The 26,113-nt window shown below is 64.7% G+C and carries 22 protein-coding genes and 1 tRNA gene; 8 read left to right on the forward strand and 15 right to left on the reverse strand.

Annotated elements, in window-relative coordinates:
- The first annotated feature begins 235 nt into the window (after positions 1 to 235).
- Complete coding sequence (locus tag O6W96_RS01460) at positions 236 to 961, forward strand: Crp/Fnr family transcriptional regulator (RefSeq protein WP_353467917.1); 726 nt, start codon at positions 236 to 238, stop codon at positions 959 to 961.
- Here O6W96_RS01460 and O6W96_RS01465 read toward each other — a convergent pair.
- Both O6W96_RS01465 and O6W96_RS01470 read right to left on the reverse strand, forming a co-directional pair.
- Positions 958 to 1,644 carry a Crp/Fnr family transcriptional regulator gene (locus O6W96_RS01465; protein ID WP_353467918.1) on the reverse strand — a complete coding sequence of 229 codons (687 nt, stop codon included), beginning with the start codon at positions 1,642 to 1,644 and terminating at the stop codon, positions 958 to 960. The genes O6W96_RS01460 and O6W96_RS01465 overlap by 4 nt on opposite strands.
- Before the next feature lie 250 nt (positions 1,645 to 1,894).
- The gene (locus O6W96_RS01470; protein WP_353467919.1) at positions 1,895 to 2,881 is read right to left on the reverse strand and encodes an amidohydrolase family protein; all 987 of its coding nucleotides are present in this window, start codon (positions 2,879 to 2,881) and stop codon (positions 1,895 to 1,897) included.
- 176 nt (positions 2,882 to 3,057) lie between these two features.
- On the opposite strand from O6W96_RS01470, the gene O6W96_RS01475 reads away from it, so the two are divergent.
- Both O6W96_RS01475 and O6W96_RS01480 read left to right on the forward strand, forming a co-directional pair.
- Positions 3,058 to 5,859, forward strand: a complete 2,802-nt coding sequence (locus O6W96_RS01475; protein ID WP_353467920.1) for a PAS domain S-box protein — start codon at positions 3,058 to 3,060, stop codon at positions 5,857 to 5,859.
- A gap of 38 nt (positions 5,860 to 5,897) precedes the next feature.
- On the forward strand, positions 5,898 to 7,007 hold the full coding sequence (locus O6W96_RS01480) for an ABC transporter ATP-binding protein (protein WP_353467921.1): 1,110 nt from the start codon (positions 5,898 to 5,900) through the stop codon (positions 7,005 to 7,007).
- Here O6W96_RS01480 and O6W96_RS01485 read toward each other — a convergent pair.
- The 3 genes from O6W96_RS01485 to O6W96_RS01495 are packed head-to-tail and all read right to left on the reverse strand — an operon-like array spanning position 6,968 to position 9,962.
- A complete protein-coding gene (locus tag O6W96_RS01485; protein WP_353467922.1) occupies positions 6,968 to 7,816 on the reverse strand; it encodes a carbohydrate ABC transporter permease in 849 nt (282 codons plus the stop codon). The genes O6W96_RS01480 and O6W96_RS01485 overlap by 40 nt on opposite strands.
- Entirely contained in the window at positions 7,807 to 8,688 is an 882-nt protein-coding gene (locus tag O6W96_RS01490; RefSeq protein ID WP_353467923.1) for a carbohydrate ABC transporter permease, read from the reverse strand. The genes O6W96_RS01485 and O6W96_RS01490 overlap by 10 nt, the downstream gene beginning before the upstream one ends.
- Positions 8,685 to 9,962, reverse strand: coding sequence for an extracellular solute-binding protein (locus O6W96_RS01495; RefSeq protein WP_353467924.1), 1,278 nt, complete (start codon positions 9,960 to 9,962; stop codon positions 8,685 to 8,687). The genes O6W96_RS01490 and O6W96_RS01495 overlap by 4 nt, the downstream gene beginning before the upstream one ends.
- A 169-nt stretch (positions 9,963 to 10,131) precedes the next feature.
- Here O6W96_RS01495 and O6W96_RS01500 point away from each other — a divergent pair, with 169 nt between their 5' ends.
- Together O6W96_RS01500 and O6W96_RS01505 are read left to right on the forward strand one after the other, a co-directional pair.
- On the forward strand, positions 10,132 to 13,023 hold the full coding sequence (locus O6W96_RS01500; protein WP_353467925.1) for a TonB-dependent receptor plug domain-containing protein: 2,892 nt from the start codon (positions 10,132 to 10,134) through the stop codon (positions 13,021 to 13,023).
- Positions 13,024 to 13,095: 72 nt separating this feature from the next.
- Complete coding sequence (locus O6W96_RS01505) at positions 13,096 to 13,530, forward strand: acyltransferase (protein ID WP_353467926.1); 435 nt, start codon at positions 13,096 to 13,098, stop codon at positions 13,528 to 13,530.
- Positions 13,531 to 13,694: 164 nt separating this feature from the next.
- Here O6W96_RS01505 and O6W96_RS01510 read toward each other — a convergent pair.
- Positions 13,695 to 13,771 (reverse strand) — tRNA-Arg (locus O6W96_RS01510).
- Positions 13,772 to 13,831: 60 nt separating this feature from the next.
- On the opposite strand from O6W96_RS01510, the gene O6W96_RS01515 reads away from it, so the two are divergent.
- Positions 13,832 to 14,587 carry a queuosine precursor transporter gene (locus O6W96_RS01515; protein WP_353467927.1) on the forward strand — a complete coding sequence of 252 codons (756 nt, stop codon included), beginning with the start codon at positions 13,832 to 13,834 and terminating at the stop codon, positions 14,585 to 14,587.
- 96 nt (positions 14,588 to 14,683) lie between these two features.
- Here the strand turns inward: O6W96_RS01515 and purQ are convergent, their stop codons facing one another.
- From purQ to O6W96_RS01545, 6 genes are all read right to left on the reverse strand, one after another.
- Positions 14,684 to 15,352: a phosphoribosylformylglycinamidine synthase subunit PurQ gene (purQ, locus tag O6W96_RS01520; RefSeq protein ID WP_353467928.1), complete on the reverse strand. Its 669-nt coding sequence runs from the start codon at positions 15,350 to 15,352 to the stop codon at positions 14,684 to 14,686.
- Positions 15,349 to 15,579: a phosphoribosylformylglycinamidine synthase subunit PurS gene (gene purS / locus O6W96_RS01525; RefSeq protein WP_353467929.1), complete on the reverse strand. Its 231-nt coding sequence runs from the start codon at positions 15,577 to 15,579 to the stop codon at positions 15,349 to 15,351. Before purS ends, purQ begins: the two co-directional genes overlap by 4 nt.
- Positions 15,580 to 16,359, reverse strand: a complete 780-nt coding sequence (gene purC, locus O6W96_RS01530) for a phosphoribosylaminoimidazolesuccinocarboxamide synthase (RefSeq protein ID WP_056050712.1) — start codon at positions 16,357 to 16,359, stop codon at positions 15,580 to 15,582. It lies immediately after the preceding gene.
- Between the two features lie 155 nt (positions 16,360 to 16,514).
- The gene (locus tag O6W96_RS01535) at positions 16,515 to 17,372 is read right to left on the reverse strand and encodes a hypothetical protein (RefSeq protein WP_353467930.1); all 858 of its coding nucleotides are present in this window, start codon (positions 17,370 to 17,372) and stop codon (positions 16,515 to 16,517) included.
- Between the two features lie 62 nt (positions 17,373 to 17,434).
- On the reverse strand, positions 17,435 to 18,649 hold the full coding sequence (gene kynU / locus O6W96_RS01540) for a kynureninase (protein ID WP_353467931.1): 1,215 nt from the start codon (positions 18,647 to 18,649) through the stop codon (positions 17,435 to 17,437).
- Entirely contained in the window at positions 18,646 to 19,560 is a 915-nt protein-coding gene (locus O6W96_RS01545) for an alpha/beta hydrolase family protein (protein ID WP_353467932.1), read from the reverse strand. The genes kynU and O6W96_RS01545 overlap by 4 nt, the downstream gene beginning before the upstream one ends.
- 123 nt (positions 19,561 to 19,683) lie before the next feature.
- Between O6W96_RS01545 and parC the strand changes: the two genes are divergently transcribed.
- Together parC and O6W96_RS01555 are read left to right on the forward strand one after the other, a co-directional pair.
- A complete protein-coding gene (parC, locus tag O6W96_RS01550; RefSeq protein WP_353467933.1) occupies positions 19,684 to 21,936 on the forward strand; it encodes a DNA topoisomerase IV subunit A in 2,253 nt (750 codons plus the stop codon).
- Positions 21,937 to 22,043: 107 nt separating this feature from the next.
- Complete coding sequence (locus O6W96_RS01555) at positions 22,044 to 23,714, forward strand: putative bifunctional diguanylate cyclase/phosphodiesterase (RefSeq protein ID WP_353467934.1); 1,671 nt, start codon at positions 22,044 to 22,046, stop codon at positions 23,712 to 23,714.
- Positions 23,715 to 23,754: 40 nt separating this feature from the next.
- On the opposite strand, the gene O6W96_RS01560 is transcribed toward O6W96_RS01555, so the two are convergent.
- Genes O6W96_RS01560 through O6W96_RS01570 form a run of 3 tightly spaced genes read right to left on the reverse strand, consistent with a single transcriptional unit; the run spans position 23,755 to position 26,086 of the window.
- Entirely contained in the window at positions 23,755 to 24,936 is a 1,182-nt protein-coding gene (locus O6W96_RS01560; protein WP_353467935.1) for a CCA tRNA nucleotidyltransferase, read from the reverse strand.
- Positions 24,927 to 25,523, reverse strand: a complete 597-nt coding sequence (locus tag O6W96_RS01565) for a CoA pyrophosphatase (RefSeq protein ID WP_353467936.1) — start codon at positions 25,521 to 25,523, stop codon at positions 24,927 to 24,929. Before O6W96_RS01565 ends, O6W96_RS01560 begins: the two co-directional genes overlap by 10 nt.
- Complete coding sequence (locus O6W96_RS01570) at positions 25,520 to 26,086, reverse strand: DUF1285 domain-containing protein (protein ID WP_353467937.1); 567 nt, start codon at positions 26,084 to 26,086, stop codon at positions 25,520 to 25,522. Before O6W96_RS01570 ends, O6W96_RS01565 begins: the two co-directional genes overlap by 4 nt.
- Positions 26,087 to 26,113 lie beyond the last annotated feature (27 nt).

Below are 26,113 nucleotides of genomic sequence, written 5' to 3' on the forward strand. Positions count from 1 at the left end.
GGAAGAGACGAGGTCATGACACACCGCGGACGCATCTGGATTCTTGTCGCCGTTAATCGACATTTGAAGCGCGGGGATGGTGTACTAGGCGTTCGACCGTCCACAAGGCCTCGAAGTTGCGTATCATTTGATACTATCTGTGAACTGAGCGGCAGGATGATCGACAGCGCGACTGTGACGCCGTGACAATTCGTGTTTGCCTTAATCCATGATAGCGCCTGGTCATGAGTAACGAATGACCGATATCCTCACCCGCAAATTGCGTCGCTGGGCGAAATTCGATGACCAGGACCGCGTTGCACTCGAGCGCCTGACCATGGTGACCCGCCCCGTCGTGCGCGGCCAGCATCTCATCCGCGAGGGTGACGACCCGACGCATGTCTTTCTGATCCTCGACGGCTGGGCGCAACGCTACAAGATCCTGCCCGACGGCAAGCGGCAGATCGTCGCGTTCCTGATGCCGGGGGATTTGTGCGACACGCACGTGTTCATTCTCGAGAAGATGGACCACAGCATTTCGATGATGTCAGAGGGAAAGGTCGTCTCAATCCCGGCGAACGACATGTTGGCGATCATCGAGGACCACCCCCGAATCGCGCAGGCGCTTTGGTGGTGTACGCTGGTCGACGAGGGCATCCTGCGCGAATGGCTGGTAAATATCGGCGCGCGCGAAGCGTATAGCCGTATCGCGCATCTGTTCTGCGAACTCTACATCCGCGCTGGAGCAGTCGCGCGGGAGGGGAATGGCGATTTCTTCATGCCGCTTACCCAGACCGATGTGGGCGAGGCGCTCGGCCTGACCTCCGTGCACGTCAACCGCACGCTCAAGGCGCTCAAGCGGAGCGGCCTGGTTGATGCCACAAGAAACCGATTGCTGATGCTCGACTTCGAGGGGTTGAAGACGGCGGCCCGGTTCGACAGTGCCTATCTGCACGCGCGGCTGGTACCGCTCGGCGGCTAGGCCAGCGCGGGACCACCGCCCATCGACGCGCTTGCGTGAAGATAGGCATCCGAAAAGTGCGCGATATCGCGCAACCCATCCCAACGCGGGAATCGGACGTGACGCCAACTCCGTTCGATCAAGCCAGCGTTATGAAGCGTCTTGAGCATCCGGTTGACGTGCACGGCAGTCAACCCCGTCGCCCGACCAATCTGTTGCTGAGACAAGGGCAATTCGTAACACTCGCCGGTCTTCAGTCCGCGGGCATCGATCCGGCATGCAAACTCGCACAGGAAATGCGTGACTCGGCGCAAACCATCGCGGCTGCCGAGGTTGCGCAGCCATTCCCGCGTGATCGCGGCATCGATCGCCTGGCTGACTGCAAAGGCCTGCGCGATCGCCGGCCGTCGCGATGCGAGATCCGTCAGGTCTCGCCGCGATGCCAGCGCAATCTCCGCTGGGCCGAGCACACGCGTGCCGTAATCGGCTTCGCTCAGGTAGAGATGCTCCAAACCCAACGCATCACCTGGGATGCCGAGTGACAGGATCTGGCCATTCCCGTCATTGTCCATGGTGTGGGCCGCCGCGTAGCCGCGCGTGAGGAACGCCACGACTTCGGGCCTGTCGCCTTGCCTGAAGACATCACCCGGCGCGTCGTATGTGCGCATCGACATCGGCACGGCAAGAAGGCTCGACCGGTCCACGGGATCCAGGATGGTGTGTGCGTCGAGCCTGGACAGCCAGGTTTCAAGGGGATGGCGTATTGTCTGTCTTCACGAAATGCCGGCGGGACGATCCCGTTCACGCCGGCTATTGTATAAAACCAACACGCTGTGCCTTGATGTAGATTGCACCACGAATGATAAACTTATGTCCATGTTTGACGTGCGATCCAGACGCGGGCGAAATCCCGCGTTGCCGCCCGGAGCGTCAACTCACCGAGGTCCTGTCGCCCTACCCGATAGCGGCCGTCAGGCGATCCCAGTTGCCATGCGCGAGCGCTTCCCGCTCAGCATTATCGAGCGACGCCTCGTCGAGAAAGCGGCGTGGAGCACCGCCAGGCTTATACTGGTAGGGGAAGTCGGTGGAGAAAAGCAGCCGCTCCGGACCGACGATCTCGAGACAGCGCTGGAGATAGGCTTGGCTCCACATGCCGCTACCGGTCACATACAGGTTGTTGCGGGCATAGTCGGACAATGATCGGGTTAGCTCGAGCGCGCGTTCGAATACGGCGGAGGTCCGTTCCAAGTAGAAAAGTACGACCTCGCCCCAATGTCCCAGGATGATCTGCAGGTCGGGGAGCTCATCGAATACGCCGGCTGCAGCCAAGCGCACCCATTGCAAGCCTGCCTCGTAGTGCCACCCCAGCCCGAAAGCCGCCAATGCGAGGTCCGCCTTTTCGCTGATCCCCGAATAGTTCGCATGACGGACTGCGGCGAGCGGCGTTTGCGGATGAATGAAAAGCGGAACACGCAGCTCAGCCGCCTTGGCGAGCAGGGGACGCAGCGCGGGATGATCGAGATGGCGTTCCCGCGTCCGACCGCAGAGCAACGCACCCTTCAACCCCAGGTCTCGGACGGCGCGTTCCAGTTCGATTGGTGCCGCGTCGGCCGAAGGGGTCGGTATGGCCGCGAACCCCTGGAACCGGTCCGGATGCCGGGCGCATGTCTCGGCGATCAGGTCGTTGACACGCTGCGCCACATCGACGGACTCCGACGGACCCAGATTGTGCAGCCCCGGCGTGGTGAGCGAGAGAACCTGGACGTCGACACCCTGTTCATCCATCAGCGCGATCCGGCCGTCGCCGAGATCGGCGAGCCGTTGCCCGTTTTCGCCAACATCGGCAAAGGCCGACACCGGATCATGCGGCGGCGGGGCGGCGTTCCAGGCATCGCGAACGATTGCTGGAAGGATGTGCTCTTCGATTGCGATCAGGCGCATGGGCATCTCACGGCAAGGTCTGTCTCGCTCAACACGCCGTCTCGGCGTTCGTTTCACGATCCGACAAACGCCAGTTGCAGATTGCCCGGCATTCACTAATCCATCGGACTAGAATGTGCATCGGTCCTAAAGGCATATCATTGGCAAGTCCGGAAAATTTACACGATCGGGAGGCGATGCGGCTTGCGGCACTGGAGCGCTACCAGGTGCTGGACACACCGCGCGAGGCGTCGTTCGACGATCTGGCGGCGCTGACTGCGAAGCTGCTCGACGCGCCGATCGCGGTGGTCAACCTGATCGGTGACGGCCGGCAATTCTTCAAGGCCGAGGTGGGGCTGGGGGTGCGCTCCACACCCCTGGAGAGTTCGTTCTGCGCGAAGGCGCTTCTCGAGGACGATTTCCTTCTTATCCCCGATCTGCCCTCGGATCAGCGGTTCGCGTGCAATCCGCTGGTGACCGGTGACCCGCATATCCGGTCTTATGCCGGTGCACTGTTGAAGACTGCGGACGGGCTGCCGATCGGGACGCTATGCGTGCTGGACCATCGCCCGCGGGCGTGGACCGCGCTGCATCAGGAAACGCTGTGTGTGCTGGCGCAGCAGGTGATGGCGCAACTAGATCTGCGGCGGACGGTCAAGGACCGCGACCGCCGATACGACGAGGTTCGCGAGAGCGAAGACCGGTTCCGCAATATGGCGGACCACGCTCCGGTGATGATGTGGGTCACCGACCCGCAGGGCAACTGCACCTATCTCAATCGGCAATGGTACGCATTCACCGGGCAAACGCGGGAAGAGGCGGAGGGATTGGGCTGGCTCGATGCGACCCACCCGGACGACATGGCCGAAGCGGGACGCATCTTTCTGAAGGCCAATGCCGCGGCGGTGCCGTTTCGTCTCGAATACCGGCTGCGGTGCGCCGATGGGTCATATCGTTGGGCGATCGACGCGGCGTCGCCACGGTTCGGTCACGACGGCGCGTTCCTGGGCTATATCGGCTCGGTCATCGATATCGACGAGCGCCGCACCGCAGAGGACTCGCTTCGCCACGCGAACGCGCTGCTGGCCGCCGTGATGGAGGCGGTGCCCGGCGTCGTCTACGCCAAGGATCGCGCCGGACGCATGCTCGCCGCCAATCGCGGAACGGCCGACTTGGTCGGCAAGCCATTGTTGGAGATTATCGGAAGAACCGACCGCGAGTTCCTCGATGACCCCGCACAGGCCGCCGCCGTCGAGGTCAACGACCGGCGGATCATGGCCAAGAACGACGTCGAGGTTCTGGAGGAGAAGGTCAGCCTGCCCGATGGGACGTGCGCGACCTGGCTGTCGACCAAGGCCCCGTTTCGCGACGCCGACGGCATGGTGGTCGGCCTGGTAGGATCGTCGATCGATATCAGCGAACGCAAACGCGCCGAAGAGGCGCTTTTGCATTTGAACGAGACGCTCGAAGACGTGGTCATTGAGCGTACGGCGGAACGTGACCGGATGTGGGAAACCTCACCCGATCTCATGCTGGTCACCGATTTGGCCGGCGTGTTTCGTCGCGTCAATCCGGCATGGACGACGATGCTCGGCTATGATGCCGCGGAGCTGGTCGGGCATCACGTCAACGAGTTCGTTCTGCCCGAAGACCATTATCATACCGAGGAAGCGTTGCCGCTTACCGCCGATGGCAAACGACCGAGTATCGAGGTGCGCTATCGTCACAAGGACGGATCGGTGCGCTGGATATCGTGGGTTGCGGCGCCGGCGGAGGACATGACCTATGCCACTGGCCGCGATGTCACTGCCGAGAAGGAGCAGGCCGAAGCGCTGGCGCAGACGGAAGAGCAACTTCGCCAGGCGCAGAAGATGGAAGCGGTCGGGCAGTTGACCGGCGGACTGGCGCACGACTTCAACAATCTGCTGACCGCCGTGACGGGCGGGCTCGAACTGCTTGCCGCCAAGCTGGCGAAAGGCGAGTATGACAAGGTCGATCGCTACATCACGATGGCGCAGACCGGCGCCAATCGTGCGGCCGCGTTGACCCAGCGCCTGCTCGCGTTTTCGCGTCGACAGACGCTCGCGCCCAAGCCGACCGATGTCGATCGGCTGATCGCCGAAATGGAAGAGATCATCGATCGTACGCTGGGGCCCACGATCGAGGTCAACGTCGTTTCCGCAAACGGTCTGTGGCCGATCCTGGTCGATGCGCCGCAGCTGGAAAACGCGTTGCTCAACCTCTGCATCAATGCGCGCGATGCGATGCCCGAAGGCGGTCGACTGACGATCGAAACCGGCAACAAGGCGCTCGATGCACGCGCTGCGGCGGCCCAGGACCTGCCTCCGGGCGACTATGTGTCGCTCTGTGTGACCGACACCGGCACCGGCATGGCGGCAGAAATCATCGAGCGCGTGTTCGACCCGTTCTTCACGACCAAGCCGATCGGCGAAGGCACGGGGCTCGGTTTGTCGATGATCTACGGTTTCGTCCGGCAGTCGGGGGGGCAGGTCCGGGTCTATTCGGAGGTCGGGCAGGGCACGACGATGTGCCTCTATCTGCCGCGGCTGCTCGGGTCGCACGATCCCGCTGATCCGACCCAGGTGCCGACAGTCCGGCACCGCGCCGAGCACGGGCAGACCGTGTTGCTGGTCGAGGACGAAATCTCGATCCGCGAACTCGTCAGCGAGATCCTGGGTGATGCCGGGTACCGCGTTCTGACGGCCAATAACGGGCCGATGGGCATCGCTCTCCTGCAGTCGAACGAGCGCATCGATCTGCTCGTCACCGATGTCGGGCTGCCCGGGGGGCTGAACGGCCGTCAGGTCGCCGATGCGGGCCGGATCGTCCGGCCTGCGCTGAAGGTGCTGTTCGTCACGGGGTATGCCGCCAACGCCGCGGTGGGTGCGGGCCATCTGGACAAGGGGATGGAGGTCCTGACCAAGCCCTTCAATATCCTTGAACTGGAGCGGCGCGTTGGGGAGATGATTGCCAACTGAGCGATCGTGGCGAGGACAAAATTGGAAAAGGACATGCGGTGGCGAGCGTCGAAATCAGCGGACTTTCCAAGCGCTTCGGCGACACGACGGTGCTCCAGCCGACCGACCTGACGATCGAGGAGGGCGAGTTCGTCGTGCTGGTCGGGCCATCGGGGTGCGGCAAGTCGACGCTGTTGCGGATGATCGCCGGGCTCGAGGTACCGAGCGCGGGGCGGGTGTCGATCGGCGGGCGCGACGTTACCGACGCGGCGCCGTCGGATCGTGGCCTGGCGATGGTGTTCCAGTCCTACGCGCTCTACCCGCATCTGACGGTCGCCGAGAATATCGCGTTTCCGCTGAAGGTCGCGAAGGTCGCCAAGCGCGAGATCGCCGAGCGGGTCGCTGAGGTCGCGGCGATGCTCGATCTGTCGGAATTGCTCGACCGGCGGCCGCGTGCCTTGTCGGGGGGGCAGCGCCAGCGGGTGTCGATCGCTCGCGCGGTGGTGCGGCGGCCGAAGGTGTTATTGCTCGACGAGCCGCTGTCGAACCTCGACGCCAATCTGCGCGCGCGTATGCGGCACGAGTTCGCGCGGCTGCATCAGCAGCTTGGCGCGACGATGATCTATGTCACGCACGACCAGCTCGAAGCGATGACGCTTGCCAACCGCATCGTCGTGATGAGCCATGGGCATGTCGAGCAGGTAGGACCGCCGATCGAGGTGTACCGGCGACCGGCGAGCTTGGCCGTTGCGGCGGCGATCGGGTCGCCAGGGATGAACCTGCTTGCGGCGACGATCGCGTCGGTCGGCGCTGACGGTACGACCGTAAGGTTGTCGGGAGGCGAGACGGTGAGGACCGGCGCGATCGTCCCCGCGGAAGCGGTTGGCGCGGCCGTCACGCTCGGGGTCCGGCCCGAACATCTGCACGTCGATGACGCGGGGCCTTTCGTCGGCGCGGTCGAGCTGTTTGAGCGGCTCGGGCCGCTGTCGTTCGCGCATCTCGGTGCACGCGGCGCTGCAGATACGATCATCGCGCAGTTGCCGGGGGATCGGTCGGTCACGTTCGGCGAAGTCCTCCGCGTAGGCGTTGCCCCCGGGGACGCGCATGTATTCGGTGCCGATGGCCGCGCCTATCCCTTCACGCTGCCGCCGAGCAGTCCGGTCAGATAGTAACGCTGCATCGCGAGGAATAGCAGCAGCACCGGCATCGTCGTGACGACTGCCGCCGCCATCATCAACTCACCGTCCGCCGAATGCTCGCGCGCGATCGCCGCGACCGCGACCGGCAGCGTATAGAGATGCTGGTCGGCGAGCACGATCAGCGGCCAGAGGAAGTCGTTCCACGAGCCGAGGAACATGAACAGCGCCAGCGTGACAACGATTGGCGTGAGCAACGGCAGGACGATCGTCACGAAGATCCGCGTCTCGCTTGCGCCGTCGATCCGCGCCGCGTCGATCATCTCGTCGGGAATCGCGAGCGTCGCCTGTCGCACGAAAAGGATCGCGAAGATGCCCGCAAGGCTCGGCAGGATTACGCCGGCATAGCTGTTGACGAGGCCGAGTTGCTTGAAGATCAGGAACAGCGGCAGCATCGCGACCTGCCCCGGCACCACCAGCGAGGCGATCAGGATCTTCAACAGCCGCTCGCGCCCGCGGAAGCGCAGCTTGGCGAACGCATAGCCGGCCGGCACCGTGAGTAGCAGGCCTAGCAACGTCGAGATCGTAGCGATGGCGACGCTGTTGAACAATGCGGGGACGATCCGGTAGTCGAACCACGCGCCGTCGATCAGCCGCCGGACGAGTAGTTCGTGGTAATTCTCCAGCGACCAGTGCGATGGCCAGAGCGGCGTGGGGAGATTGCTCGACTCGCCGCGCGGCATGAACGAGACGATCACCATGTAGAGCAACGGCGCGATCGTCAGCGCGGCCAGCGTCACGACCGCCGCGTTGGCGAGGATCGCGCGGGGTTTTAAAGCCATTCGTAGCGCCTCCCGATCCGCGTCTGGACCATCGTCAGCGCGAGGATCATCAGGAACAGGACGAACGCGACCGCACTCGCTTGCCCCAGATTCCACCATTTGAAGCCTTCGTCGAACATGAAATACAGGATCGTCGTGGTGCTTTGCGCCGGCCCGCCGAGCGTCATCACATAGGGCTCGGCGAAGATCTGGAGGAAGCCCGCGACGCTCATCACCGCGGCGAGCAGCAAAGTCGGGCCGATCGCGGGGAGGGTGACGTGGCGGAAGCGGCCCCAGCGACCGGCGCCATCGAGCCGCGCGGCCTCCATCAGGTCCTGCGGCACCGCGGAGAGTGCCGCGGTGAAGACGATCATGTTGTAGCCGAAAATCTTCCACGTGACGAAGATCAGGATCGCCGGAATCGATGTATGCGGGTTGCCGAGCCAGTCGACCGGCGCCAGGCCGACTAGCGCCAGTGCGCGGTTAATAAGGCCCGAGCGCTCGTTGAACAGGAACCGCCACACCACCGCGGTCGCGACGATGCTGGTGACGTAGGGCGCGAACAACAGCACGCGCCACAGCGGCTTCCACCGCACGGTCGCATCGTTCAGCAGCAGCGCGACCGCTAACGACGCACCGATCGCCATCGGTACGCCGAGCACCGCGAACAGCGCGGTGTTGCCGATCGCCCGCCAGAACAGCGGCGTCGAGAACAGGTCGATGAAATTGCCGAGCCCGACGAACCGCAAGTTCGCCCAGTCGGCGAGCGCGTAGATCGAGTAGTCGGTGACCGACAACGCCATGGCGAGCGCGGTCGGCAGGACGAAGACCAGCGCGATGATGGCGAGGACCGGCGCGGAGAATAGCCAGGCGGCGCGTTCCTGATGGGTCATGCCAGCGTCCCCGCCTCGACCAGCGCGCGGCGTTTCGCGAGTAACTGGTCGACACGCGTATCGAGACCCGCCAACGCTTCAGATATGGTCTGAACGTCGCGCACGACGCGCTCGGCGGCGAACTGGATCTCCAGCTTGATCCGCTCCCACTCGATCACCTTCGGTGCGGCGGCGGGGAAGCGCATCTGGTCCTTGAACGGCGCAAGTATCGGCGCGCGGAGTTGCGGTGAGGACCAGGCGCTCAGGCGAGCGGGGAGATTGCCGATCAGCCGCTGGTAGCGGAGTTCGCTCGCGGGTGAACTGAGGTGGCGGACCAGCGCCCAGGCTTCGGGCAGGCGCGGCGTCGACGCGGAGACGCACAGGCTGGTGCTCAGCCCCGACACCGCACCGACGCCGTGCGGACCGGCAAGCCGTGCCGTCCCCCAACGCTTGGCGGGGATCTCCGAGGCACGACGATGGAGGTCGAGCAACGTCGTCGGACCGGTCGGCCAGATCGCAAAATAGCCCTGTGCAAAGGCCGCGACCGGATCCTGGATTTCGGTCGAGAGTGCTTTCGGTGCGAGCCCTTCGGCGAAGATCTGCGCGTAATAGGTAAATGCCATTCGTGCCTCCGGCGTCTGGAAATTGCCGCGCGTATCGTGATCGCGCAGCATCGTCGCGCCGGTCTGGCCGAGCATCGTCATGAGCGTATCCGGCCAGTTGAGCAGCAGCATGAACACGAAATCGTCGGGCCGTTGTCGCTTGATCGCGCGACCCATGCGAAGCCAGCCGTCCCAGTCTTTCGCAGGCTCGGCATAGCCGGCCTTGGCGAGGATATCCCGGCGGTAGAACTGGACCGGAGGCGCTACCGACCACGGCACAGCAAAGTCGCGCCCGCCGACTCTCGTGGCATTGAGCACGCCGGGAAACATGTCGGCGACCAGCATGGCCGCCGGGACGGGGGCGATCGCGCCGATCGTCGCGAACTCCGGCACCCAGCCATTGTAGAGCATCAGCACGTCGGGCATCGCCCCGCCGGCCTGTGCGGTCAGCAGCTTCTCGTGGCTGGCGGTCGCCGGTAGGGATTGCACATCCACCGCGATTCCCGTGGCCGCGGTGAAGGCGGGCATCAGCATCGGCGAATAGTCGCCCTCGTAGCTCATCGCCCAGAACTTCAGTGGTTCGGCGCCGCGCGTGCCGGCACAGGCCGCCAGACCCAGCGTCGGCAAGAGCCGCAATGCGGCCCTCCGCGTCCAGTCCTGCGCCTGCTCCCCCATCGTGGGATCGTGGCGCATCGCGGCGTGCTACGCCACCCCCCGCGCGAGCCGATAATCGGGGAATTATTGCGCTAGGTTAATGCCTTGGCGGGGTTTGCACAGGCGATATGCTTGCTCGGTAGTCGGCGATGCGCCTAAGTCGGACGCAACGCTGGCGGGGCCAATGCCGGCGAACAGGGAGAGAGTCATGCGTATCCTTCGCCGCCGTCATCTGCTGTCAGGCGTCGCGCTGCTTGCCGCAACTTCGGTACAGGCACAGGTCGCCCCGCCGGCCACCGATACGCCGGCACCCGCTGCCGCCGATCCGGCCGCGGACCCTGCTACCGAGATCGTCGTCACCGGGTCACGCATCGCGCGCCCGGATTACGAAGCGCCCAACCCGATCGTCTCGTTCAGTGCCGCCGACCTCCAGAAGTCGGGCAACACCAACGTCACCACCTTCCTCCAGCGCGTGCCGGCGCTCACCAACTCGCGGGACAGCACGCGGACCGCGGGCAACGCGCAGGCGGACGGCAGCTTCGGGCAGGTCGGGCTCAACCTGCTCGACCTGCGCGGGCTTGGCCCCAACCGGACGTTGGTGCTCGTCAACGGCCGCCGCCACGTCGCCGGCCAGCCCGACACCGCGGCGGTCGACATCAACGCGATCCCGACCGATTTGATCGAGCGGGTCGACGTGCTCACCGGCGCCGCCTCCGCAGTGTACGGCGCGGACGGTGTATCGGGGGTCGTCAACTTCGTCCTGAAGCGCGATTTCGACGGTGTGGCAGCGCGCAGCCAGTTCGGCATCTCGGAACGGGGCGACGCCGCCAACCGCTTCGCCTCACTTATCGCGGGCCGCAACTTCGCCGATGGCCGCGGCAATCTGACGCTCGCCTACGAGTATAATGCCGATCAGCCGCTCGCGAACGACGACCGCCGGTATCTCGCTCAGGGCGACCGCCAGTATTTCGTCAACCTCGACAATTACGATCCGACGCGCGCCGGCAGCTACAAGATCGGACCGGTCGGCGACCTGCGCTATCCGTACAGCTCGAACCAAAGCATCGTGTATATCGGCGACCAGACTTTCCGCGGCGACGGCGCGCTCTACACGCCCGGCCGCTTCCTGCAGAACGACGGCTATTCGGTGGGCGGCGATGACACGCCGGTCGCCGGGTATATCGGCGACATCTTCCCGCGCACCCGCCGCCATGCGGTCAACGCGCTGACGCATTACGACGCCTCGGACGCGTTCAAGATCAGCCTGGAGGGCAAGTTCGTCCAGTCGACGGTGACCAGCTTCGGCGGTTATGGCGGCAATTATCCGGCGACCATCGCGCTCGACAATCCGTACATCCCGGCAAGCATCCTGGCCGCGGCGACCGCGGCCGGGCTGTCCTCGGTCGACGTCAATCGCAACAATTTCGACATCCCGCGCCGGGGCGAAGAAGACCGCCGCCGCACCTACCGCGGCGTCGTCGACGTCACCGGCCGCATCTCGGAGCATGCCAGCTACGACGTGTCCTACACCTATGGCCAGACCGACGTCCGTGCGACCAAGCTCAACGACCGCCTGAACGATCGATTCCTGAACGCGCTCGACGCGGTGCGCGGGCCGGGGGGAACGATCGTCTGCCGTTCGGCCGATGCCCGCGCCGCTGGCTGCGTTCCGGTCAACACGTTCGGCGGCAACACCGTGGACCCGGCCTCGTTCGGCTATTTCCTGAGCAACCCGGCGAGCAATGCGCGTCTTACCCAACACGTCGCCAACGCCTCGCTCAACGGCGACTTCGGGCAGTTCTTTACGTTGCCGGGCGGCCCGATCGCGTTCGCGGTCGGTGGCGAATATCGCCGCGAGTCGAGCAGCTTCCGCCCCGCGCAGGCGATCACCGACAATGCGTTCTACCAATATGACGAATACATCCTGCCGACCCCGTCGAGCGGCCATTTCGATGTCTGGGAAGCGTTCGGCGAGCTCAACGCGCCGATCCTGAAGGACGTGCCGTTCGCCAGCCTGCTCTCGATCGGGGCAGCAGGACGCTATTCCGATTACTCCACGGTTGGCTCGACTCGCGCGTACCAGTTCAACGGCATCTACGCGCCGATCCGCGAGATCAGCTTCCGCGGCTCGTACGGCCGCTCGGTCCGCGCGCCCAACATCGGCGAAATCTTCCGTCCGCAGACCGGCAGCAGTAACTTCTTCTCCGACCCGTGCTACCTCGGCAACCGCACGCTCGGGACGCAGTTCCGCGCCGCGAATTGCCAGACGCTGATCACCGGGGCAGGGGGCAATCCGGCCAATTTCACCGCGCAGAACAACCCGAACGCGACGATCTTCATTCCCGGCACGCAGCAGGGCAACTCGGACCTGCGCGCCGAAGTCGCCCGCACCTGGACCGCGGGCGTCGTGGTGCGACCGATCTCGGGCCTGTCGATCGGGCTCGACTGGTACGATATCCGGTTGCGCGATGCGATCAACACGCCCGATGCGAACACGATCGCGTCGCTCTGCGTCGACCAGCCGACGCTCGACAACGCCTATTGCAACGCGATCAGTCGCGAGCGCGGTACCGGGTTCATCAACGGCTATGTCGTCCAGCCGCAGAACGTCGCGGCGTTCCGCACCGCCGGCGCCGAACTCAACATCGCCTATCGCTTCCGGACGGCGCATGCCGGGGCATTCGATATCCGGCTGGTCGGCGGCTACCTCGACAAGCTCGAACAGGTCGCGACGCCGGGCGCGGTGACGGAGGACAATGTCGACCAACCGTTCCGTCCGAAATACACCTTTACCTTCTCGCCGAGCTGGACCGCGGGGGCACTGACACTGAGCTACAATCTGCGCTGGCAGGACGGCGTCCGCCGTTTCGCCAAGGTCGATACCGATGCGAACCCGAGTCTCGTCGATCCGCGCTATCTCCGGTACAAGGAACTGTGGCAGCACGACGTGCAGGCGGAGGTCGCGGTCGACACGCGGTTCTCGTTCTACGGCGGTGTCAACAACCTCGCCGATCAGAAGCCCGATATCGGTTTCGAGACCAACGTCCCGATCTCACCGGTCGGCCGGTACTTCTATGCTGGCGCGAAGGTTCGGTATTGAAGCGTTCGGGCGTTGACGTCGGGTGATGCCTCGACGACGGACGCCTGATTGCCGAAACGAGAAAACGACGCCGTGCTGACCAAAGACATGCTGAGCCTCATTACGATGGAAGAAGGGGCGTTTATCGATCCCAGCTGCACCGTCGTCGATCCACACCGCCTGACGCTGCGCAAAGGCGCGTTCGTCGGCCCGGAAGGACTGATCGATGCCGGCGGTGGTGTCGAGGTCGGCGAGGCGGTGCGAATCAGCTACCGGTGCACGATCATCTCGCTGACCCATCACATCACGCGCTCGGTCTGGCGGCGGGGCGTCGATGGCGACCGGCTTCGTCCTGTCTTGATAGAGCGCGGTTGCTGGGTAGGCGCCAACGTCACCATCTACCCAGGCGTCATCGTGCGCGAGGGGTGCGTCATTAACGCGGGATCGGTGGTTGCCAAATCTACCGAGGCACACGGGCTTTACTGTCCGCCCTACGCTGAACGGATCAAGGATCTTGCGTTCGAGTGATGGCTAGGCCCGATTGCGTTATCTGGGTCGCCGCCTGTTTCGCATCCGCTTGAATCTGTTGAGACAGGGCGGGCGAAAGAACGGCGGTCCAGCAGCGAATGTCGATCCTGTTTCCTACCGCCTATGTCACCTCGGTGCAGGCTGATCGCACAGGGAAGGGCAATTGGCGCGCCCGGAGGGGTTCGAACCCCCGACCGAGGAGGTAGAAGCTCCTTGCTCTATCCAGCTGAGCTACGGGCGCGCGCTGCGGCGACGACTAGCGCGGATTGTGCGGGCTTGGAACCTCGATCATAACGCGCTGATGGAAATTGGAACGGATGCGGTGCGGGGGCTCGAACCGGTCGACGCGAATGCGGTCGGCGGTGCGCAGTTTCGTTATTTCGACTTCGTGATGGCGGCGTTCGTCACGATCCTGCTGCTGTCGAACGTGATCGGCGCGGGCAAGCGCGCGGTGATCGACCTGCCGTTCATCGGCGCATGGCCGTTCGGCGCGGGCATCCTGTTCTTTCCGGTGAGCTATGTGATCGGCGACGTGCTGACCGAAGTCTATGGCTACGCGCGGGCGCGGCGCTGCATTTGGGCGGGGTTCGGCGCGATGCTGTTCATGGTGTTCATGTCGGCGGTCGTCGTTGCGCTGCCGCCCGACAAGGGGTGGACGGGGCAGGCGGCATACGAATCGGTGTTCGGGCAGGTGCCGCGGATCGTGTTCGCGTCGATCTGCGCGTTCTGGGTGGGCGAGTTCGCCAACAGCTTCGTGCTCGCGCGCATGAAGATCTGGACGCAAGGGCGGATGCTGTGGACGCGGACGATCGGCAGTACGATCGTGGGGCAGGCGTTCGACAGCCTGATCTTCTACCCGCTCGCCTTCTACGGCGCGCCGGACTGGCCGGTGGAGGCGATGCTGATGGTGATGGTCAGCCAGTTTTTGCTGAAGGTCTCGTGGGAGGTGCTGCTGACGCCGCTGACGTATGGCGCAGTGGGCTGGCTCAAGCGCCGCGAGGGTGTCGATGTGTATGATCGGGGGACGGACTTCTCGCCGTTCCGAACGCGGGTTTGAGGCCGTCCGTCATCCTAGCGAAAGCTGGGATCCAGAGCCAAAGGCGGATGCGCTCGTGGCTCTAGATCCTGGGTCGAGCCCAGGATGACGGAGGGGTTAGGCGCTGACGGCTTCGAGCAGGCCTTCGAACAGCCGACGGCCATCGGTGCCGCCATGTGCCGCTTCGAGACGACGTTCCGGGTGTGGCATCATGCCCAGCACGTTGCCCTTGTCGTTCAGCAACCCGGCGATGTTGCGCGCCGAACCGTTGACGCTCTCCGCATACCGGAACGCCACGCGGCCTTCGCCTTCGAGGCGGTCGAGCGTTTCGGTGTCGGCAAAGTAGTTGCCGTCGTGGTGCGCGACCGGAAAGGAGACGCGTTCACCGGCTGAGTAGCCCGAGGTGAACGTCGAGCTCGCCGTCTCGACCGTCAGCGCGACATCGCGGCAGACGAAGTTCAGCCCCTCGTTGCGCATCAGCGCACCGGGCAGGAGCCCCGCTTCGGTCAACACCTGGAAGCCGTTGCAGATACCGAGCACGGGCAAGCCCTTGCCTGCCTGCTCGACGACCGCGCGCATGATCGGCGAGCGTGCCGCGATCGCACCCGAGCGTAGGTAGTCGCCGTACGAGAACCCACCGGGCACCGCGACCAGGCCGACGTCCGCCGGCAAGTCCGCATCACCGTGCCAGACCATCAGCGGCTTGACGCCGGTCACCGCCTCCAGCGCGACGGCAATGTCGCGGTCGCAGTTGGAGCCGGGGAAGACGATGACCGCTGTTTTCATGCGCGCTCGACCCGGTAGTTTTCGATCACCGTGTTGGCGAGCAGCTTGCGGCACATGCCGTCGATCGTCGCGTCGTCGGTATCGTCGGTGACCTCCAGTTCGATCAGCTTGCCTTGGCGGACGTCCTGTACGCCGTCGAAGCCGAGGCTGCCGAGCGCGTGATGGATCGCCCGGCCCTGCGGATCGAGCACGCCGGGCTTCAATGTCACGAAAACCTTGAGTTTCATTTACTTGCCCCGGTTCTTGCGATGCTTTTCGAGGTCGAGGACGGCGTTGTCCGCACCCTCGGGCAACAGGCCGAGACGGCGTGCAACCTCTTGATAGGCCTCGACTTCACCACCGAGATCGCGACGGAAGCGATCCTTGTCCATCTTCTCGTTGGTTTCCATGTCCCACAGGCGGCAGCCATCGGGGCTGATCTCGTCGGCGAGAATGATCCGACCAAAGTCGTTGTCGAAGATGCGACCGAATTCGAGCTTGAAGTCGACCAGGCGGATGCCGACGCCGGCGAACAGCCCGCACAGGAAATCGTTCACGCGGATCGCGAGGTCGGCGATGTCGTGCATCTCCTCCTGGCTCGCCCAGCCGAACGCGGCGATGTGTTCGTCGGAGATCATCGGATCGCCGAGCGCATCGTCTTTGTAGTAATATTCGATGATCGTACGGGGCAGCTTGGTGCCCTCCTCGATTCCGAGACGCGTCGAGATCGAGCCCGCGGCGACGTTGCGCACGACGACTTCGATCGGGACGATCTCGACCTGGCGGATCAACTGCTCGCGCATGTTGAGGCGGCGGATGAAGTGCGTCGGCACGCCGATATGATCGAGCAGCGTGAAGATGTGCTCGGAAATCCGGTTGTTGAGCACGCCCTTGCCGTTGATCGTGCCCTTTTTCTGGGCATTGAACGCGGTCGCGTCGTCCTTGAAATACTGGATCAGCGTGCCTGGCTCGGGACCCTCGTAGAGGATCTTGGCCTTGCCTTCGTAGATCTGGCGGCGGCGAGCCATGCGCGGTCCCCTGGAAATTAGCGGCGAAAAATCGAGCGGCCCCAGCCTACGCGAAACGCTTCGCGAAGCCGAGGCCGGAATAGGCCGCGCCTATAGGCGAAGGGGGCAGGGGGTGCAATCGCGGCGCATGACTGCCCCGGGAAAACTGCCCGACGTCATCGCGAGGGCGGGGACGGCGTGTCGCGGGCAGTCGCGAGCGGTCGGCCGGTTCGACGATCGATGCGGGTCATCAACTCGGTCCACCAACGCTGGATCCAGCGTCGCCAAACCAGGAACGCCAGCAAGATCACCAGCAGCGGCGGGCCGAGAGCCGCCAATACCCATAGCAGCGCCGTGACGGTCAATCCGATCGAGCCGAGCGCGGTGTCACCAGCGTCCTGCAGGCGATCGACCAGGTCAGTCCCGCGGCCAGTCGCATAGTCGAACGACATTGGCGTATTGGCGAGACTTTCGCGCTGTTCTGATGCCGTTGCGGCCGCTGCGGTTGCCTGGCTTTGCGCGGCCGCCTGTTGTTGACGGAGTTCGGCACGTTCGCGCGGGGACAGATCGACACGGGCCAGTTCGCGGTCGATCCGGGCGCGTTCGGCGGCGACGTCGGTCCGTTCGGTCGCGATCGCCGCGGCGGCCGTGGCGACATCGGTTCCGCTGATATTGGCCCCCGTCAAGGTCGCGCCCGCGCGCTCCGCTTGCTTGACCCCGGCCCGGCCAAAGGCACGCGCAAGAGGGGCGGCGATCTTGACCGACAGGCTTGCGCTGACGTTGCCCTGCTGCCCGACCGTGTAGCGCAATCCCGTTATCCGGCAGCGTGTGGCGCCAAGCCGTTCGCAGGCACGCGCATGCTCCTCCTGAAGATCCGAGATCCGGGACGAAGGAAGTGCCAGGTCATAGCTATAGTCGAACGCCACTCCGGCGATGGAATTGCCAGCGATATCGGGTTCCCCGGCACTACTGTCGGGAGCCTTGCTGCACCCGGCCATGGATAATGCGGCCACGCCAATCACAACCCACTTCATGGACAGTCTCCCGCAACCGATTGAAACACTTTCGATTGACTGGGATATGGCGTCAAGCGTGCTCACGTCACGGCGAGCCGTTGGAAATACACGGGGTCGCGCCAGCTTTCGGTCTCGACGATTTCCCGCAAAATCTCTCCCGCGCGCCAGACGTGCTCGTAGCTGAGGTACAAGGGCGTCAGGCCAAGGCGAAGGATGTCGGGGTCTCGAAAATCGCCGATTACGCCGCGTGCTATGAGTGCCTGGGTCAGCTCATAGGCGTGCAGGTGGCGGAAGCTGATGTGGCTGCCGCGTTTGGCGGAGTCTCGGGGACTGACGCAGTCGAGGCCTAGCGCATCGCCAGCAGCGGCGAGGATGTCGAACAGTTGCGCGCTCTTGGTGGCGACGGCGTGCTGGTCGATGTCTGCCCAGAGGTCGAGCGCGGTTTCCAGTGCGGCGGTCGAGAGCATCGCGGGGGTGCCGGCAAGCCAGCGTTTCATGCCGGGGGCGGGGCGGTAGGCGTCCTCGAACGCGAACGGCGCGGCGTGGCCCATCCAGCCGGATAGCGGGCTGGCGAGCGTGTCCTGCCAGCGCTTGGCGACGTAGAGGAACGCAGGCGCGCCGGGACCGCCGTTGAGGTATTTGTACGTGCACCCGACAGCGAGGTCGGCGTTCGCGCCGTCGAGGTTGACCGGGACCGCGCCGACGCTGTGGCTGAGGTCCCAGAGCATGAGCGCGCCGGCGTCGTGCGCGCGCGCGGTCCAGGCGGTCATGTCGAAGCGGTCGCTCGTCTTGTAGTGCACGTGGGTGAGCAGCAGCACCGCGGTGTCGCCGTCGAGGGCCGCGGCGATATCTTCACGCGCGACGACCTTCAACCGCGCCCCGGGGACGCAGGCGACTGCACCCTCTGCGATATGCAGGTCGGTGGGGAAGTTGCCGGCTTCGCTTAAGACCGTGTGTCGGTCGGGGTTGCTGCGCAGAGCTGCGACCAACGCCTTGAAGAGGTGTGTTGACGTCGTGTCACCGACGATCACCTCGTCCGCGGCCGCGCCGATCAGCGGGGCGATCTTTGCGCCAATCCGCTGGGGGGCCTCAATCCACCCTTCGTTCCAGCTGCGGATCAGGCGGTCGCCCCATTGCCGGGTGGCGACGTCGGCGAGCGCGGCCGGCGTGGCCTTTGGCAATGCGCCGAGCGAGTTGCCGTCGAGATAGATCACGCCTTCAGGGAGAGCGAACTTGTCGCGGTACGCGGCGAGCGGGTCGGTCGCGTCAAGCGCTCGGGCGTCTTCGAGAGTCACTTCATCTTCCCAAAATAGGCTAGGATCAGGCGTCTGGCTTCGGCCCAGGCGGGTGTTTCCGGCGCGATTAGTTCGACATGACCGGTCGCTGGGATGGTGTGGAGCGTGGCGGTGTCGCCGGCAGCGTTTGCCTTAGCGATGTAGTCGGTAGCCATGACGAAGGGTATGATCCGGTCCTCGCGGCCGTTGATCAGGTCCTGCTTCACGCCGAGCGGGAGAACGCGCGGGACCGAGGTGTCGGCGTAGACGTCCGGGTGCTGCGCGGTGGGTGTGCCGACCAGTTTCGCAACGACCTCCGTGCCGCAACCATTGTCGGCGTTGGCCGCCGTTACTTCGAGATCGGGCAGACCTCCGAGGCTGATGACGTGGCGGATGTGGAGCGGGTTCGCGGTATGGAGCGGGCTCGTCGTTGGAAGCTTCGGGCGGGCGGCGAGCCAGAGCGCGAGGTGGCCACCAGCCGAGTGGCCGATCGCCAGCACACGCCGCATGTCGAGGTTATACTTCTTCGCATTGACTGTAAGTTGATCCGCCGCCGTCGCCGCATCCGCAAAGGTGCCGGGATAGCCGCCGCCGGTGCGGTCGACGCCGCGATAGTCGATGTTCCAGACCGCGACGCCGGTGTTGCGAAGATCGTCGGCGATCCAGTTCATGAGGCTGCGATCGGCGATGCTCGTGGTCCAGCAGCCGCCATGGACCATCACGACGACGGGGAACGGTCCCTTGCCGTGCGGGAGCCAGACGTCGACCTTCTGCATCTGGTCGGTGCCATAGGCGACCGTCGCATCCGGGGCGGGTTTCGGCCGCTTGGTCAGGTCGGGCCAGGTCAACAACTTCGTCGGTGGTGGAGCGGGCGTCTGCGCCAAGACGGACGTGGACATCGCGGCGAGCGCGAGAAAGGCAAAGCGGATCATGGCGTTGGTGTAGCGGGCTCGATCCGCCGCGTCATGCGGGGATCTAGCGTTCTGTACGCGGACGAAGCGTGGGGTACGTTCATGCTTTGATCGTTTCGATTTCAACTGCTACCGCTGTCGGCAATGGCCACCAGCGACTTCAAAGATCCCTTCGACAGCATCGTCGACGCCCCGTTCGATAGCGCGCTCTCCGAGCGGTATCTGGTCTATGCGTTGTCGACGATCACCGCCCGATCGCTGCCCGACGTCCGCGACGGAATGAAGCCGGTGCATCGGCGTCTCCTCTGGGCGATGCGGCTGCTGAAACTTGATCCGGCGCAAGGGTACAAGAAGTGCGCGCGGGTCGTCGGCGACGTGATCGGCAAATACCATCCGCACGGCGACCAGTCGGTCTACGACGCGATGGTCCGCTTGGCGCAGTCGTTCGCGATGCGCTACCCGCTGGTCGACGGGCAGGGCAATTTCGGCAACATCGACGGCGATAACGCTGCCGCCTACCGCTACACCGAGGCGCGGCTGACCCAAGTCGCGATCGACCTGATGGACGGGCTCGACGAGGACGCGGTCGCGTATCGCCCGACCTACAACGGCGAAGATCACGAGCCCGAGCTGTTCCCAGGACTGTTCCCGAACCTGCTGGCGAACGGCGCGAGCGGGATCGCGGTCGGCATGGCGACGAGCATTCCGCCGCACAACGCCGCCGAGTTGCTGGAGGCGGCGATTGTCCTGATCGATACGCCCGACGCGGACGATGCCGCGATCCTGGAACATGTGAAGGGGCCCGATTTCCCCACGGGTGGCTTGGTCGTCGATCCGCCTGCCGTGATCCGCGAATCCTATGCAACCGGGCGTGGCGGTTTCCGCGTCCGTGCGCGCTGGGAGACCGAGCGCGAGAAGGGCGGCGGCTGGCAGCTTATCGTCACCGAGATTCCGTACGGCGTGCAGAAGGGCAAGCTGATCGAGCAGATCGCCGATCTGATCAACGCCAAGCGGCTGCCGATCCTCGCCGACGTGCGCGACGAATCGGATACCGAGATTCGCATCGTGCTCGAACCGCGCAGCCGCACGGTCGATCCGCAAATCCTGATGGACGGGCTGTTCCGGCTGACCGATCTCGAGACGCGTATCAGTCTCAACCTCAACGTGCTCGACAAGGATCGCACGCCGCGCGTGATGAGCTTGCGCGAGGCGCTGGCGGCGTGGGTCGATCACCAGTTCGTCGTATTGCGCCGGCGGACCGAGCACCGGCTGAGCAAGATCGCCGACCGCGTCGAACTGCTCGACGGCTATCTGATCGCGTACCTCAACCTCGACCGCGTGATCGAGATCATCCGCACCGAGGACGAGCCGAAAAAGGTGATGATCGCCGAATTCGAGCTGACCGATCGTCAGGCCGAGGCGATCCTCAACATGCGGCTGCGTAGCTTGCGGCGCCTGGAAGAGTTCGAGATCAAGACCGAGCGCGACAAGCTCGACAAGGAGCAGGCGACGCTCGCCGCGTTGCTCGCCGATCCGAAGAAGCAGCGCGCGCGGATGAAGCGCGACATGGCGAAGATCCGCGACCGCTATGGCCTCGAGACTCCTCTCGGCAAACGCCGTACGACGATCGAGGAACATGCGCCGACTCGCGACATTCCGCTCGAGGCGATGATCGAGCGCGAGCCGATCACCGTGATCCTGTCGCAGCGTGGCTGGATCCGGGCGATGAAGGGCCACAATGATCTGGCGAGCCCGGAGGCGCTGAAGTTCAAGGAGGGCGACGGCCCGGCCTATGCGTTCCATGCGCAGACCACCGACAAGCTGTTGCTCGCCGCGGAGAACGGGCGGTTCTACACGCTGGCGGCGGACAAGCTGCCGGGCGGGCGCGGGTTCGGCGAGCCGGTGCGCGCGATGATCGACCTCGACGGCAGCGTCGGGATCGTCGCGTTGCTCCCCGCGAGCAAGCATCCCAAACTGCTTGTCGTTGCTACCGACGGCCGCGGCTTCTCGGTCAGTTCGGCGGAGGTCGTTGCCGAGACCCGCAAGGGCAAGACCGTGATGACGCCGAGGCCGGGTGCACAGTTGAAGATCGTCCGACCGATCGGCCCGAACGACGATTACGTCGCGGCGATCGGCGACAACCGCAAGATGCTGGTGTTTCCGCTCGCCGAACTGGTCGAGATGACCCGCGGGCAGGGGCTTCAGTTACAACGGTATCGTGATGGCGGACTGGCGGACGCGATCACGTTCGTGTTTGCCGATGGGCTGAGCTGGGCAATGGGCGGCGGCACTGGACGGACCCGAACCGAATCGGACCTCGGGCCATGGCGCGCGGCACGCGGAGCAGCAGGAAGAATGCCGCCAACGGGGTTCCCGCGCGACAATCGGTTTGCGTAGCTGCCCCCGTAGCAGCCTGTAAAACCAAAAGATTGGTAATAAACGACAGTTTTGAGCCGTTTCGGTTCCTTTAGGACGTCTTAAGGAAGCGTCGCTACAACAGGCGGATGGCATCGATAGCCCCGGATGCGATTACGCAATCGATCGTCGCGACGGAATTGGTCGCGCGGGCGTTGGAACTTGTCCCCATCCCGGCCGCGCATGTCGTCGTCAACGGGGGCGTGTTCGACCTGTTCGCGATGAACCGCGCGTATCGCCTGGCCGGCCTTGGTGTGGTTGCCGAGCGATCGCCGATGATCGCCGATCTTGGTCCGCGTATCCTGGCTTTTCTGGAGTCGGCTAGCCTTCGGCTGGATTTCGAATGGACCTTGGGCGATGTCATCGATTGCCGCTATTACCGAGTGACGATAGCCCGGACGTTCGCATCGTTGCGCGACCGCTGCACGATCAGCTTCATCGACCAGACGTCGCAGGTCCAGACCGAGCGCAGCCTGCGTCGGGAGATGACCACCGACAGCCTGACGGGTTTGCCCAACCGCGAAGGGTTCGAGGAATTGATCGAGGACGTCGAGGATCGCGGCGCCAGCGCGGTCCTCGCGGTCGATCTCGATCGGTTCGGGCGGTTGAATTCCTGCCTCGGCTCGCTTGCTGGCGACGAGCTGCTGATCACCGTGGCTCGACGCCTCAAGGGGGCGTTGCGCACGCGAGATACGCTCGCGCGGATCGGCGGCGACCAGTTCGGCATCTTGATGACGATCGAGACCGATCGGGAAGAAGCACATGCGCTGGCCGAGAGGATCCAGCGGACGCTGATGGCGCCGTTTCGACTGACCGATTACGAGATCAGCGTCGAATGCTCGGTCGGTATCGCTTATGGTGGTGACGAAGCGAGCAATGTCGCCGAGCTGATCCGTCACGCGCAGTTCGCGGTGAAGCGCGCAAAGGCGAGCGGCGTGGCCGAAAGCTATATGCCGCAGGATTTCGCGATTGCCCGTGCTCAGTTCGGTATGGAGACTGCGCTGCGTCGCGCGATTGAAAATCGCGAGTTGCGCCTGGCGTATCAGCCCATTTGCGACTTGGCCACGGGTCGGATCGTGTCGTTCGAGGCACTGGCGCGGTGGACCGACGATCAGGGGCGTCGGCATTGTCCGACCGAGTTCATTCCGGTCGCCGAGGAATCCGGGCTGATCGTGCCGTTGGGACGCTGGGCGATCGACGAAGCTGCGCGAACGCTTGCCGCATGGGATGCGCGGCAGGGTGCGCCTTGCGGGGTTAAATTCGCGGTCAATCTGTCCGCGATCCAGTTGCAGCGTGACGACATCGCTCCCGTGCTGGAGGCGGCTCTGGCGTCGACCGGGCTGACTGGTGACCGGTTCACGCTTGAGTTGACCGAGAGTGCGATCGTGACCGATCCCGACCGGATCGCTGGTACGATGCATGCGCTGAAGGCGCTGGGAACGACGCTGGCGATGGACGATTTCGGGACCGGCTATTCGAACCTTGCCTATCTCCAGAAATTGCCGATCGACGTGCTGAAGATCGACCGCAGTTTCGTGACCGAAATGCTGGCGGACCGCGACAAGGTGTCGATCGTCCGCGCGATCCTGAGCCTGGCGCAGGCCCTAGGCATGAAGACGACGGCCGAGGGTATCGAGACCAACGAACTGGCGCAGACGCTGGCGGCGCTCGGGTGTACGTTCGGGCAAGGGTATTATTATGCCAAGCCGCTGGAGGCGGATGCGGCGTACGCGATGATCGGCGCGGGAGCGAGCGTTTAGGTCGTCATGTTTCGGTGCTCGCTTGGCGATCATCGCGCGATCAAGAGTTCAGCGCGCCAGCCACCAATTCATCTGCGATTACTGCCACACGCGCCGCGGCCGGGAATCCCTCGGCGATCCACCGGGTCTCGACCTGTCGCAGCATCGCCGCGACATCGGGACCCTTGCGCAGACCGCGTTCGACCAGAGCACCACCGGAAAACGGGAAGGAGGGGGGCGTCCAGTCCTTAATCGGAGCAACCGTCTCGCCCGCTATCAGCAACCGGTCGGTCGCGACGGTAATGCCGACTCGGTAGGCGAGGGCTTGCGGCCCTTCGGTTCCGGGGCCGGCGGTGGCGGCCATCAGGCGTTTGCGGTCGGTATTGGAGAGCTTCAGGCGTGCGCCTACGGCTTCGGCCTCACCGGAGGCGATCGTCATGGCGAGGCGGCGGATCGGGTCGGGCGCAATGCCGGCCGCCCTCTCGCGCTCGGCGAGAAGCGCGAGACGCGCCGCACCGTCTGCATCGATCTCCGGCAGGACAGCCCGAAAAATCCCGCGCTCGACCATGAGTGTCACGACCGGTACCGCATTGGCGGCGATCAGCAGCTTCAGCACTTCGCTCGCCACGCGTTCGCGGGACAGTGCCATCAGGTCGTTCGCACGCGCGGTGCATGCGTCGAGCCCGGCGTCGTCGATCGCAGTGCCGAACCGCGCGTGGAAGCGGAAGAAGCGGAGGATACGCAAATGATCCTCGGCGATCCGCTTCAACGGGTCGCCGATGAAGCGTACGCGGCGTGCCGCGAGATCGTCGAGCCCGCCGAAGTAATCGAAGATCTTGCCCGTTGCCGGATCGGCGTAGAGCGCGTTGATCGTGAAGTCGCGCCGCGCCGCGTCCTCGCGCCAGTCGTCGGTATAGGCGATGATCGCGTGGCGGCCGTCGGTTGAGACGTCGCGGCGCAGCGTCGTCACTTCGATCGGACCGGCCGGGGTGACGGCGGTGATCGTGCCATGCGTGAGACCGGTCGGAACCGCCTTGATCCGCGCATCCTCGAGTCGCGCGATCACTTCCTGCGGCGGCAGGCGGGTGGCGATATCGACATCGGCGACGTCGATCCCGAGCAGTGTGTCACGCACGGCCCCGCCGACATAGCGGGAGTCCCCGTCTGCAGCACCGAGGACCCTCGCCAGGGTATCGAGACCGTCACGGTCGCGCCATGCCGCGGCAGGGAGTATCAAGACCACCTCAGGCGGCGCGCGAGGTTGACGATCATCGCTGCCGTCGCGCCCCAGATGCGGCGCTCGTTCCACAGGATCTCGTAATAATGGCGGTCACGCCCCTGCCATTCGAGCGTCGCCTCGACATGGTTCGCCTCGTCGAGCAGGAACGCGAGCGGCACTTCGAACACGCTGGCGACTTCCGCTTCGCTGGGCGTGAAAATCAGGTCGGGCGGAATGACGCCGATCACAGGCGTCACCTGGAACCCGGTGATCGTGCGGTAGCTGTCGGCCTCGCCGATCACGCGGACCTGGTTGCGGGGTAGAGCGATCTCTTCCTCGGCCTCACGCAGCGCGGCGGTGATGACGTCCTCGCCCGGATCGATCCGACCGCCAGGGAACGCGATCTGGCCGGGGTGGCGAGTCATCGTGTCGGTGCGCTGGGTCAGGATCACGCCGGGATCGGCGCGATCGGTCACCGCGATCAGCACCGCAGCGGGTAGCAATGTATCGGTGGCGGCGAGGTCGCCGTCATGCTGGTCGCCGGTGAGCAGGATCATGTGCGCCCCGGCGCCCTTCGCCAGCGCTGCGGTCAGCCGTTCCGCCAGGCTCATGCAGCCGGCTCCAGTGGGAAGAAGGCGCCATCGCTCCACAGCCCAGCGGGAGTCGCGTCGTCGGCGATCGCGCGCTCGGCGAGTTCGTAATAGACCGAGCGGACGACCAACGCCTCCATCCCGCCGCGCACCGCGAGGTAAGGGCGCGGGCCGTCGGTATCCTCGACGAAGCGCAACGGATGCTCGGGACCTGCGGTGACGAGATCGCCGGTGTTGAGCCTGAAGGCGAACTTCGAGTCGCGACCGCTGCCCTCGGCCTTCATCTCGACGGCGATAAACGGTGCGTCCTCGACTTCGATATCGAGCTTTTCGACCGGCGTGACGAGCACATGGCTGCCATCGGGTTCGCGGCGCAGAATCGTCGAGAACAGTCGGACCATCGCCGGGCGGCCGATTGGCGAGCCCTGATGATACCAGGTCCCGTCGCGCGCGATCCGCATCTCGCTGTCGCCGCAATGCGTCGGGTTCCATTTCTCGACTGGCGGCAGTTTGGCTTCCTCGACGAGCTTGGCAATCTCGGCGAGACTTAGAGAGGCGATATCGGGGATGGGATCCATGGGCATGGCGGCGGACTAGGCGGGCGGGGGGCG

This window comes from Sphingomonas faeni (assembly GCF_040407495.1).
GTDB classification, from domain to species: Bacteria; Pseudomonadota; Alphaproteobacteria; order Sphingomonadales; family Sphingomonadaceae; genus Sphingomonas; species Sphingomonas faeni_D.

Excerpts from the sequence above, each read along its gene's own strand:
- O6W96_RS01500 (WP_353467925.1), top strand. The coding sequence starts at position 10,132 with ATGCGTATCCTTCGCCGCCGTCATCTGCTGTCAGGCGTCGCGCTGCTT.
- O6W96_RS01515 (WP_353467927.1), top strand. The coding sequence starts at position 13,832 with ATGGAAATTGGAACGGATGCGGTGCGGGGGCTCGAACCGGTCGACGCG.
- O6W96_RS01535 (WP_353467930.1), bottom strand. The coding sequence starts at position 17,372 with ATGAAGTGGGTTGTGATTGGCGTGGCCGCATTATCCATGGCCGGGTGC.
- O6W96_RS01485 (WP_353467922.1), bottom strand. The coding sequence starts at position 7,816 with ATGGCTTTAAAACCCCGCGCGATCCTCGCCAACGCGGCGGTCGTGACG.
- parC (WP_353467933.1), top strand. The coding sequence starts at position 19,684 with ATGGCCACCAGCGACTTCAAAGATCCCTTCGACAGCATCGTCGACGCC.
- O6W96_RS01565 (WP_353467936.1), bottom strand. The coding sequence starts at position 25,523 with ATGAGCCTGGCGGAACGGCTGACCGCAGCGCTGGCGAAGGGCGCCGGG.
- purC (WP_056050712.1), bottom strand. The coding sequence starts at position 16,359 with ATGGCTCGCCGCCGCCAGATCTACGAAGGCAAGGCCAAGATCCTCTAC.
- O6W96_RS01470 (WP_353467919.1), bottom strand. The coding sequence starts at position 2,881 with ATGCGCCTGATCGCAATCGAAGAGCACATCCTTCCAGCAATCGTTCGC.
- O6W96_RS01460 (WP_353467917.1), top strand. The coding sequence starts at position 236 with ATGACCGATATCCTCACCCGCAAATTGCGTCGCTGGGCGAAATTCGAT.
- O6W96_RS01545 (WP_353467932.1), bottom strand. The coding sequence starts at position 19,560 with ATGATCCGCTTTGCCTTTCTCGCGCTCGCCGCGATGTCCACGTCCGTC.
- purQ (WP_353467928.1), bottom strand. The coding sequence starts at position 15,352 with ATGAAAACAGCGGTCATCGTCTTCCCCGGCTCCAACTGCGACCGCGAC.
- purS (WP_353467929.1), bottom strand. The coding sequence starts at position 15,579 with ATGAAACTCAAGGTTTTCGTGACATTGAAGCCCGGCGTGCTCGATCCG.
- O6W96_RS01495 (WP_353467924.1), bottom strand. The coding sequence starts at position 9,962 with ATGCGCCACGATCCCACGATGGGGGAGCAGGCGCAGGACTGGACGCGG.
- O6W96_RS01570 (WP_353467937.1), bottom strand. The coding sequence starts at position 26,086 with ATGCCCATGGATCCCATCCCCGATATCGCCTCTCTAAGTCTCGCCGAG.
- O6W96_RS01555 (WP_353467934.1), top strand. The coding sequence starts at position 22,044 with ATGGCATCGATAGCCCCGGATGCGATTACGCAATCGATCGTCGCGACG.
- O6W96_RS01475 (WP_353467920.1), top strand. The coding sequence starts at position 3,058 with ATGCGGCTTGCGGCACTGGAGCGCTACCAGGTGCTGGACACACCGCGC.
- O6W96_RS01490 (WP_353467923.1), bottom strand. The coding sequence starts at position 8,688 with ATGACCCATCAGGAACGCGCCGCCTGGCTATTCTCCGCGCCGGTCCTC.